The sequence below is a fragment of the Boudabousia liubingyangii genome, assembly GCF_001907245.1.
GTDB classification, from domain to species: Bacteria; Actinomycetota; Actinomycetes; order Actinomycetales; family Actinomycetaceae; genus Boudabousia; species Boudabousia liubingyangii.
Map to the genome: position 1 here is coordinate 565,818 of NZ_MQSU01000001.1, position 12,008 is coordinate 577,825.

Consider the following 12,008-nt stretch of genomic DNA (forward strand, 5'->3'; position numbering starts at 1 on the left):
TCTGTTTTTGAGTCATTGAGCGCGGACCGGTTTTTTAATGGTCAACTTATGGGGTTTTAAGTATTTCAGCCCTTAATCCTCCAAATTGTGATAGAACTCTCAATGATATGACTGGTCAGATTGACAAGTGCCATTCGATTTCATGCAAAAATTCGTGCAAAATTACCCTATTTTAATTGTTTTGCCCAAATTTTGACTCTAGAGAAGTAAATTTGGAATCGCTAGACTGGAGGTGAAGAAGTTCGCATCTATGGATCCTGGAGGGGGAACTAGATGATCAGAAATCAATCACCACAAAGTCCGGAAAGACGAAGTGCTATTCCAATAGCAGTCGCCTTAGCGGCCTCGTTGGGGGTGACGGTGTTACCGGCTTTAGCTCCCACGGCAAACGCGTATGTTCCGGACAATATTCCGGGACCATCTGTGGAAACAAGTCCGACTGTCAAAGCAACGATGCTTCATGACTTTTCCCCTAGCCCTTTCCCCAAGGCGGGACAAGAGTTTAAATATATTGGCAAGCTTCGATTTTCTGGTTTAGCTGGTAGTAATCTGAATAATGTTTTTACTATCCACGTCAACCAGGATCCAAACGCTCCTTTCAACGCCGCGCCCACAGCGGATTCGATCCGATTCGTAAATGATCAAGGGGAGTCGGTGACTCCAGAATCGATTCAGATCGATCCGGATGGTCAGGATAGTTGGAAAATCGTAGTTAAAGGCCTGTCGGGTGATATTAAAGCCACCTTCGAAACTCAGGCCACGGTGAAAAAGGATCTAAGCCCGGGAAGTCTTGTAGCAGCCTCGATCTCTGGTGAAGTAACTTCTACACCGACGATCAACATGGAAATCGGTAAGAGTACGATCGTTTCTGCCGAAACCGGAAAAACCGCCAATGACTTTACAGAGAACGCAGGGTGTCGGGGGTATGTTCAAACTAGTTGGACAGCTAAACCCGGTACTTGGCTATTGGATTTAAAGGCCTTCGACGGTGCCGGAAACGGGAAAGTCAAAGTTGACAAAGGACCCTTTAATAATGCTTCAACAAACCCGGTCAACTGGAAGGACCCCAGTACCTTTAACTCTATAAAGGTAATTGCGGGTGGGGAAGATATTACCGAGCGGGTCCTAAAGGCTTCCACCTACGTCTCGCCAGACCCATCAGGAACCACCTTCCCGGTAACTAATGTCGATGCCGCAAAAGCAAAGTGGCTAGATTCGACAAACTGGGATTGGAATAGTGCTAACTGGACAGGCAATACCTGGCTGCCAGAAGGGGCAGAAATTACTGCTACTAAGGGTTTTACCTTCGAGAACTGTAGAGAGCCGGGTGTCCCCACCGATGGCGATACCGAACGTAAAGTGGGGATGGTACTAGAGATCACCCGTCCGGTAATGACTGCAGAGGAAAGTGCAGAAGATTTATTCATTACCACGGACGAAAAAGGTGAAAAACCGCCGCTCCCTGACACTGCTTGGTGTGAAGACATTTTTGTTACGTTGGGTACGTTAAAAACACTAACGAATATTCAACAATTTGACGGAAAAGATCTATTTGGGGCAATCCCTTATCCAAAACCATCTCCTTATAACGGCACAATCGCAGTGTCGCCTTTGAGGAAAAATCGGATTATTTACTTAGATAAACAAGGCACCCTTTACGAGACGAAATTTAAAAATGAAGACAATGCCTTGATTAGTAATCCTGTTGGGCAAAGCCTAGGTTTGCCTAGTTTGCCGGCCTCCAAATACGGATTTGCCTTGGGAGTTGATCCTGAAGGTGTGATCTGGGCTTTTGATATTTCTACTCGAATCCTTCGATCGATTAAACCCACACCACTTAACCCGAAGGAAGGAGAGGAATCATCGGACAGTTCCAACCAAAAAACGGGTTGGATTGTACATGGCACCTTAGATAATCCTCGAGTAAAAACTAGAGAAGCATTTTATGATCTAGCCTTTACAAGCAACGGTGATCTTCTAGTGTTTGGTGAGGCTAATGCTCGAGAGAGCAGAAATTATAAAGGTTTATTTACCTTTACTAAGGATTCAATCTCAAAAGAGAGAAGTGAAGCCGAATTAATTAAACCGTCTTCGATCATCGACTACGAGATGATACCGGGCCACGAATTGTCTCAAGTTAATGGTTTTGCGATTGCTAAAGATGGAAAAATGTACATGGGTGGTACCCCTGTTTCCAACGCTGTAGGCAGAGAGATTTACTATCTACCTCCTAAAGGTGGAGAGGTAACAATCGCAACAAATATTGGGAGACCTTATATAGCGGATATGGGCTCCTGTAGCTTTGCTGACTTGCCGCTCACACCGCAGCCGCCCGCGGGCCCGAAGTTCCAGGTGCAGAAGTCCGCAATCGACCCGGTAACCGGGGCGGTAGCCAAAGCGGGCACTACCACGCTGAATCCGGTTCAAATTTCTGCCGAGGGAGCGACTACCGTTGACTATCTAGTTACCGTAGCTAATACGGGTACAGTCGCCGGTAATCCGGGCATAATCCGTGACCAGTTTGTGGCCCCAGAGGGTTTTGAGATTACTGACGTTTTGGTTGATGGCGAATCGGTTGGTAAAGACCCTAATCAGCAGTTCACGCCGGGAATTATTCAACCTACTGATCTGGTCTCATACCGCATGACCATCCAGCTTCAGGCGCAGAATTTGGCCGTTCTAGAGAATTTAAATGGCCAGTGCACTACCGAAGGGCCGGGTCAATCTGGTGGTGGTTTCTTCAACTCTGTCACCATGGATCGGGATTCTGACGGACCGGATAATAATGATGCTTGTGTTCCGGTTAAGCCCCGCCCGAAGGCTCACTTGAAGTTGGTTAAGCAGATTGTGGACCAGGATGGGCGGATCCTACCCAACCAAGCAGACGCCACCAAGTTCCTGCTATCTGCTGGTTCAGGAGACCCGGCCCAAACCCTGACCGCACTAAATGGCACCACCGGTAGCCCCCAGGTTGATAAAGACGTGATTGCTGGTAAGTACCAGCTGCGTGAACAACCAGCCGCTGGTCAGCCTGCTGGTCAGTATTTCAAACTTGGTGACTGGAGCTGTGATTCTGGTAAGCAGGTTGAGAACGGTAAGGTTCAGATCAACGAAAACGATAATGTTACCTGTACGGTAAAGAACACTCGTATGCCGCTGGTTCACGTGGTGAAGACCCCGGTTGTGGCCAGTACTGTTGAGGCGCCAGGTGTACCTAACCCGCAGATTGGGCAGGCGGTTAAGCCTGAGCCGGTAGCGGGCACGGATCCATTAAAGTATCGGGTTGATTTTAAGTACCAGGTGACGGTATTTAATGATTCTAATTTTGAGGCTTCGACTGGCCCGGTGAAGGACTTCTTTAAGGTTCCGGCAGGTTTGAAGTGGGATGATGAGCTGGTTAGTCCGGCGGTATTGAAACCCGCGACGGTGACTTTCGCTGCCGGAGACCCGGCGGCTACACCTGTGGAGCTTAAATCTGAGGTGTCGAAGGAAGCACTTGAGGGCCCGCAGGGAGCTACTTTGGCTCAAGACCTGAAGATTCCGGCAAATAGTTCAGCTTCGTTTACGGTTTCTATTCCGCTGGTGTTGGATATGACTCCGTCAGGGGATTCGACGGTTTATGCGCAGCATGCTGAACAGTTGGGTAAGTGTGAAAGCCTCAATGTTCGTGGAGAGCAGGTTACTACCAGCAAGTTTGGTGTTAGCAACCGGGTCGCGATCCAGAATGAGAATCTGGATTACAACAAGGTTCCGATCCTGGACAACATTGCTTGTATTCCGGTTAAGCCGGGCTCGAAGTGGAATGTAGAAAAGGTCGCGGTCAATATTACCCAAGCTGATAATCAGGAAACTTTCACGGTAGGTAGCCCCGAAGGCACCCCGGTCAGGGTCACCCAAGCCGGTGAAGGCAAACTACAAGCTACCGCCAGGTACCTAGTGACGGTCACTAATACTGGCCAGACGCCCTCGAACCAGCCGCAGGTAACCGACATGGTGACCCTACCTGAAGGGTGGACAGTCACAGATACCAAGCTCTATCGGGTAACCAAGAAAGTTCAGCAGAACGCCACTTTCACGAATGCTGAACTGACCGAAATGCCGGCGCAGCTCAACGATGGTCGCCTAGAAATACCGGCCGGAACCGAAGAGGTAGCCGCGGAAGGTAAGGTCCACTACCTAGTGCAGGTGACCGGCCAAGCCCAGGAAGCAGACGTGAAATGGGAGACCGCCGGAAAGTGTGAAACCGCCGATGGCGGCACCCCCGGTAAGGGCTTCTTCAACCAGGTCTCGATCCCCGGCGATGAGGGTACGGACGGCAATAACGATGCTTGCGTGCCCGTCGGCCCGGGCGAGGTCGAGCTGATGATCCGCAAGACCGACCAGGACGGTTCGCACCCGCTGAAGGGCGCCCAGTTTGTGGTCTGTGAGCAGAGCCAGCTAAATGATCGTTCCACGTGCCAGGCCGCGCAAGTCGCAACTGAGGCAAAGCCCGATGCGATCACCGATAAGGACCTGGCCCAGGCAACTTTCTTCGCGAAGTTGAAGCCGGGCACGGACTACTGGCTGGTGGAAACGAAGGCCCCCCTTTGCCAGACCCCGAACAAGTCGGAAGAGTACTGTGCGGCGCTACTTCCGGAGCCCTTGCGTTTCCAGATTGATGCCGCCGGGCGGGTTACTTCCGGGAAGGTTACTTCCGGGCCGGTGGGCGAAGACTGTAACTACCTGACGGATAACAGCTGTGTTGATCGGGGTTCGGTCAATAACGTCGATGGCACCTTCTACCTTTACGACGGGGTGGTTAATGTCCGCGATCCTCGTAATGGCACCCTGCCGATTTCGGGTGGGACTGGGCCTTTGCCTTACGCTCTGGCGGCAGGTTTACTGCTGCTGTTGAGCTTGGGTTATGGCTTTAGATCCTCACTTCGTACGATTCCTTCTTCGCGTAGCTAGTAGGCCTAAGTCTTTAGGTTTCTAGTGGTCACCTTTTAGGTATTGCCGGCCTTTCGGGCACTGGTTTTAACAGTGACGGGGCTGGTTGACAGTTATCAAAACAGACTTTAATGACAAAAATCGGGAACAATTTTAGGAGAGTAACCATGACCCGCAAGATTCGTACTACCACCGCTGGATTTACCGTCGCTGCGGTAGCTCTAATGGGCTTGGGTTCAACGGTAGCTTTTGCCGAGGACGCCGCCCCCACTCCCGCCCCACTTTCCGGGATTACCGGCACTCAGGGCAGTATTAAGGTCACCAAGTTGACCCCGGCTACTGGTCAGACCACCACTCCGGACGGTACTGCTTTGAAATCGACTCCGGAGGGGGCCGAGCCAATTGAGGGGGTAACCTTTACTGCCTACCGGATCGGGGACGATAAGACTCTTGATCTGAGGACTAATGCGGGCTGGCAGGCAGCTCAGGCAATCCAAAAGACTAAGCTGACTACGGAAGATGGTCAGGTGCCCGCAGAGATTGGTGGCTTTAAGGTCACCAAGGTGGGGGATGGGGTCACTACTGACGCTACCGGTAACGCTAATCTATCCGCCTTGCCGGTGGGCCTATACCTAGTTGTTGAGTCGATTAACCAGGATGAGGTAACCATTCATCCAACGACCGGCAAGGAAAAGAAGGTTAAGGCCAGCATGATCCGTAAGGCTGAACCCTTCGTCATCTCAGTTCCCATGACTAATCCGGGTAACCAGAGTGAATGGATGTATGACATTCACGTGTACCCGAAGAACACGCCCATTACTTCCCCAATTAAGACCCTGAATGATGATGCTAAGGGTAAGGGTGCCGGTAATGACGCGGCACAGTCAGAGATTCTGTATACCCTTTCGGCAGAGATTCCGGCTACTTCGCTGAACCAGTTCATGCTGATTGACCGTTTCTTGGATGAGCAGTTGGAGTGGGTTGGGAAAACGACCGATACGGTTCGGATTGGGAAGCAGGAACTAGAGAGTGGTGACTTCACGGTCACTATTTCGGATAAGCCGGTTGGCAAGTACCGTTATGTGACCATGGAGCTCACTAAGTCTGGTTTGGCGAAGCTGAAGTATTCCGCAGAGGAGAATTCAGCAAAGGTTGGCCAGATGAAGGTTGACCAGAAGGTTTTCTGGGATTTCCACACTAGGGTGAAGGCCACGACGGCAGGGGAGAGGATCCCGAACAAGGTCTTTGAGATCACCAACCCGGATAATGAGGGCTTTAACCAGTGGAACCCGAATGAGCCTAACAATCCCCGGCCGAACCTACCGAAGAACCCGGAAAAGCCTAAGCCGCACGTGCCTACGACCCCGGATTCCCCGGAGCCGGGCGGTTCTACCCCTGGTAATGAGGTTGAGTCTTACTACGGTAAGGTCCTGATTAATAAGAAGGGCAGTGATGGCACTAAGCTGAACGGCGCTAAGTTCCAACTGTTCCAGTGCGACCCGTCTAATGGCTACAAGTTGGGCGAGCAGATCTCGGTAAACGGTAAGTCTGAGTGGATTTCCGGTACCGACGCTGAGGGCGAGGAAGACAAGGTCGGAAAGATTGTTATTTCAGGCTTGCTGGTGAACGATTACCGTAATGGTGGTCTGACCTTTGAGAAGGATGAGAAGCCGGTGGCTTGGAAGAGCGTGACTGCGTACTGCTTGAAGGAAGTTCAGGCGCCTGCGGGTTATGAGCTGTTGCCGCAGCCGATTAACTTCCAGGTGTTGAAGGAGAATGCTTCTGCTACAGGTCAGGTGACGCTAGATGTCACTGACGTGAAGAAGAATGCTAACTTCCCGATGCCCGCAACTGGTGGTGCAGGTATTGCGACTTTGGTGGTAGCTGGTTCGTTGCTGTTGCTTGGTTCTGGTGCTTATGCGTTGGCTGCGGTACGGAAGCGCAAGCAGGACTGACGGGTTTGCTGTGATCATTTAGTAGCGGTTTTCGGGTGGTGGCCCGGTTCCTCTTTGGGGGACCGGGCCACCACCTTTATTTGTTGATATTTCGGGGGTTTTGGTGTTTGTGGCGGGAGGTTATGAACTTGTAATTAATATGTTATTCAGGCATTTTTAGGCAATTTGGTCGTTTTGAATAAATAACGTTGCATTAGTTCTGCAATTTAAGCATTTTGTGTCACTTGGTGGCGATATGAAAAAATTATGTCAACTCTGAAAAAATTGTGAGAAATTAGTCGTAGTGATTCTCATTTAATTTTGTCGATTAGTATGCAGGTTTTATTTGATAAAACGGGCAATTTTGAGCTTTTTATTCATTCTTAGTGAGTTTTTATTCGTATTTTTTGGGGGGAAATCGTTTTCATAAAATTTCTGACAAGACGGTGGTGTTGTAAGTCGATATAGTCAGGCTTAAGAGACCTACTGAAGTCTCCATTTCCCAGATGATGGGGTCTGGGGGAGCTTGAGTGGGACTGATTAGAAATGACCAAAATTACGAATCTGGATGGCCATGATGAGAACGAATAAGACAGAGAGAAGATTCTCCCGCAGTGCGGTGATTCCCCTTTCTATGGCGCTTGCTGCTTCCCTTGGGGTGGTGACGCTTCCTTTCGTGACCCCAGAAGCGCAGGCGTATACGGCTGCGAATATCCCCGGCCCTAAGCTTGATGTCAACCCGGTTGCTAAGGCGACGATGGAGCATACTTTCGCTGACGGGGTTAAGCCCGCAGCTGGCGCTAAGCTTACCTACACTGGTACCGTCGTTTTTAGTAAACTCGAAGATGCAAAAGGTAAGACTAAATTTGGGGTTACTGTAACTCCTTCACCCAATGCTCCCTTCTCATCTGATCCGACGAAGGATAATATTCGGTTTGAAAGACTAGATGGTACTCCGGTTACGCCCACTTCTTTAACTGTTGAAAAGGATGAGAGTGGTAACTGGAACTATGTAGCTGAGGGGATCCAGGGTGAGGTTAAGGCAATCTTTACCGCCGAGGCTACACTAGCTGATACTTTGAAGCCGGGAGATTTTGCCAGCGCAAGTATCGCCGGACAAGTTATTTCTAGAATTTTGCCTGACATGACTCAGGGGCCTGGCCTGCTGGTATCAGCTAAAGATGGCTCGATTTCTGATGGACAGACCCAGCCGCTTAATGCCTGTCGTGGTTATGTTGAGAACCACTGGACTAATAAGGTTGGCGGCTGGCTTCTGGATGTAAAGGCTGGTGATCAGGCCGGTCTGGGGAAGGTCAAGATCGATAAGGCTGATTTGAAACATGTGTCCCCCAACTGGGCGGATGCAAGCACCTTTAACAGTATTAAGGTGGTTTCGAATGGTGTTGATATCACTGATCAGATCTTGAAGGGGTCTACTTATGTGTCCCCGGATCCGTCGGTTCCCCAGTACACTTCTAGTGTTGGGAACGTAAGTGTTAACCAAGTTAAGTGGCTAGATTCCACTAACTGGGAATGGAACCCTGCTAACTGGACTGGCAAGACTTGGCTTCCTGCTGGGGCTGAAGTTACGGTAACCCGTGGTTTTACTTTTGAAAACTGTGTAAAAGACGGTGTTTCAACAGATGGTGATAGTGATCGTAAGATCGCCATGTCTTTGCAGGTAGCGCGTCCGGAAGTTAGTGCAGAGGATTACGCTCAAACTCTAGTGATCGTTCCAGATGAAAACGGAAAGATTCCACCTAAGCCCGACACGAAATGGTGTGAGAATATCTATATTCATGAAGGGTTATCACATACAAATCAAAAGGGAATTGTGAAGTTTAACGGTACGAGTTTTGACCCGGCTCGAGATAACTTCAATCCGCAGGCTACCTCTGGAGCATTTGCCATTTCGCCCTTGCATTCTGAAAAGTTATTTTATCTGGTAGGAAAAAAAGTTTATGAAACTTCAACTACTCCAGGAAGCGTAGGTACAGATTCTAAGCTACCCGCAATCCCTGTGCAGTCTGATGATATTGCATTCGGGATCGATCCTTTTGGTGTTTATTGGGTGATTGATAAGTCGAATTTAAACGCGTTATATTCGTTGAATAGTAAGGATCTGGAAGCTGGATGGGTAAGTCATGGAAGATTGCAGAATCCTGAAGCAACAAACACTCAGTTTAACGATATTACTTTTACAGCGTCTGGCGACTTAGTTGTAATTTCTAAGGGAGCATCATCAGGTGATGCCGCTAAAAAAGCTAAAGCAGTTTTAACCTTCAGCAAAAAGACGATTAACGAAAAACGTGATGAGAATGTAAGTGTAGATCCGACCACGACGGATCTATACTACAGCAGTATGGCAATCATTAGTATCAATGGTTTTGCGGTTGGGAATGATGGGAAACTGTATTTTGGCTCTGTCGATTCAAGTAGTAAGAATATTCTTTACCGTTTAAACGCTTCAACAAAATCGATTGAAAAGGTTCCTGATAGCATCATCAAAAATGGAGTTATCGATATGGGATCTTGCTCTTACTTGCCCCCAGTAAGCCCTATGCCGACACCTGAACCTAGTTCACCGAAGTTCAAGCTTCAGAAATCCGCCATTGACCCTGTGACCGGTGCTCCTGCTGTACCGGGTTCAACCACAGAAAACTCCGCTCAGATTTCCGCTGACGGTGCAACCACGATTCAATACTTGGTTACCGTAGCTAACACTGGTGGTGGCGCTGGCGATCCTGGTGCCGTCACCGATACTATCGCTCCGCCTAAGGGCTTTACTATCATGGACGTCCTCGTCGATGGTAAGTCTGAGAGTGCTAACAACGTGTTGACTTTGCGTCCTGGTAACTTGGAGGCAGGTGCTTACAAGAGCTACAAGATTACGGTCAAGCTACAGGCCGACAGTTTTGAAGCCGGTAATAATGCGGTAGGCGACTGCAATACTGAGGGACCGGGTCAAGCTGGTGGTGGTTTCTTCAACTCCGTCACCATGAATAATGATTCTGACGGCGCTGATAACAACGATGCCTGTGTGCCGGTTAAGCCGCGCCCGAAGGCTCACTTGAAGCTGGTTAAGCAGATTGTGGATCAGGATGGCCAGCTGATTTCGGATCAGAGTGATGCTCAGAAGTTCCAACTTTCTGCTGGTTCCGCCGATCCGTCTCAGACTCTTACTTCGCTGAACGGTATTACTGGTTCAGCTGCGGTTGATAAAGATGTTGTGACTGGTAACTACCAGCTCTTCGAGCAGCCTTCTGCCGATCAGTCTGCTGGTCAGTATTTCAAACTTGGTGACTGGAGCTGTGATTCTGGTAAGCAGGTTGAGAACGGTAAGGTTCAGATCAACGAGAACGATAATGTTACCTGTACGGTAAAGAACACTCGTATGCCGCTGGTTCACGTAGAAAAGGTCGCTGCCGATCCGTCCGCGGGCAATTCTCACGTAGGCAAGGAAGTTACTCCGGTGGCCGTACCTGGTACAAACCCGGTGCAGTACCGCACTGACTTCGAGTACATCGTGAAGGTTGTTAATGACTCGAATTTCAAGGCTGCTACCGGTCCGGTGAAGGACTTCTTCATCGTCCCGGCAGGCATGAAATGGGAAGAAAACGCTACTGCCAAGGTCGAGTTCCAACCTGGAGAATCTGGCTTAAAAGCTCAAACCCAGACTCTGGATGAAAAGCAGATGACCGCAAAGGGCGGAGCTATTCTAAGCAATAACCTATTGCTACCGGCTAATGCCTCTGTGTCCTTCAAGATCACCATCCCGCTACGACTAAATCTAACGGTTGATCCGGAAACCGGAACTAGCCCTTATGCAAAGCAGTTCGCCAAGCTAGGTGAATGTGAAAACATTGATATGCGTGGCGACAAGGTCACCACTACCGCTAAGGGTGTTGGTAACCGCACCGAGGTTCAAAACGAAAACTTGGATTACAACAAGGTTCCGATCCTAGACAACATTGCCTGTATTCCGGTCAAACCGATCGAAAAGTGGAATGTTGAAAAGGTCGCGGTGAACAACAACGTTGCTGGTGCGGCTAACGGTGACCCGGTAGTGGCCACTAAGGTGGGCGAAAACTACCAGGGGACCGTCAAGTACCTTGTGACTGTTACTAACACTGGTCTTACTCCTTCACGCCAGCCGGCTATTGCTGACTCGATCACTCTGCCTGAAAACTGGACTATCGTAGATATCAAGGTCGGTAAGGCAGTAAACGGTGAGATCGCTAAGGCGCAGCTAGCTTCTCAGGGTACGGATGCTGCCTTTGAGATTCCGGCTGGGGCAGAAAATGAGCTTGTCGCCGTTAACGGTAAGGTTCAGTACGTTGTCGAGGTAACTGGTCAGGTTCCGGCAACTAAGATTGATTGGGAGAAAGCTGGCGAATGTAAGGTCGAGGAAGCTGGCACCGCTGGTACTGGTTTCTTTAACAAGGTCTCTATTCCTGGAGATGAAGGTACCGACAATAATAACGATGCTTGTGTGCCCGTAACTCCTGGCTCGGTCAAGGTTCTGATTCGTAAGACTGACGATACCGGTAAGTTGTACTTGCCTGGTGCTAAGTTCAAGGTTTGTGACGCAAACCCGAACGCTAAGGCTAACGCGAACTGTGTGCCGCTAGATTCGGAAAAGGACCGACTAGTTAACGAATGCAAGGCTAAGTTTGATCCTCAAACCAAGAAGCTAGAGTTTGAAACTTGTGTCTACAACGCAAACCTACCGGGTTCGTTGACCGAGTCAACCTTCCAGGCAAAGGATCTTGTACCCAATAAGGTCTACTGGTTGGTAGAAACCCAAGCTCCCCAGTGCTACACCGAGAATAAAGATGGGGCAAAGGAATACTGTGCTTCGCTGCTTCCTCAGCCTCTACAGTTCAAGGTGTCGGCGAACGGTGTAATCACTGCATACGACACTAACGGAGCGGTCGTAGAAGGTAAAGCAACAGAGACTACTGGTTCTAGCGCAGTTACCTGTAACCCGCTAACAGATGAGAACTGTAACCCGGAGACCTGCCTGAAGCAGGTTGACAATACCTTCTACATCTACAACGGTTTGATCAAGGTTCACGACCCGCGTCGTGGCGAGCTCCCCATCTCTGGTGGTACTGGCCCGATGCCCTACGCCTTAGCTGCAGG

3 protein-coding genes are annotated in these 12,008 nt (G+C 49.6%); all 3 read left to right on the top strand.

The genetic code is table 11. The features are described from left to right. The first annotated feature begins 654 nt into the window (after positions 1 to 654). Entirely contained in the window at positions 655 to 4,950 is a 4,296-nt protein-coding gene (locus BSR28_RS02465; protein ID WP_073713248.1) for a SpaA isopeptide-forming pilin-related protein, read from the top strand. Positions 4,951 to 5,096: 146 nt separating this feature from the next. Beyond that, complete coding sequence (locus tag BSR28_RS02470) at positions 5,097 to 6,884, top strand: SpaH/EbpB family LPXTG-anchored major pilin (protein ID WP_073713249.1); 1,788 nt, start codon at positions 5,097 to 5,099, stop codon at positions 6,882 to 6,884. Positions 6,885 to 7,440: 556 nt separating this feature from the next. Next, positions 7,441 to 12,008, top strand: a 4,568-nt coding sequence (locus tag BSR28_RS02475; RefSeq protein WP_143237550.1) for a hypothetical protein, incomplete at its 3' end; no start/stop codon positions are given.

Excerpts from the sequence above, each read along its gene's own strand:
- BSR28_RS02470 (WP_073713249.1), top strand. The coding sequence starts at position 5,097 with ATGACCCGCAAGATTCGTACTACCACCGCTGGATTTACCGTCGCTGCG.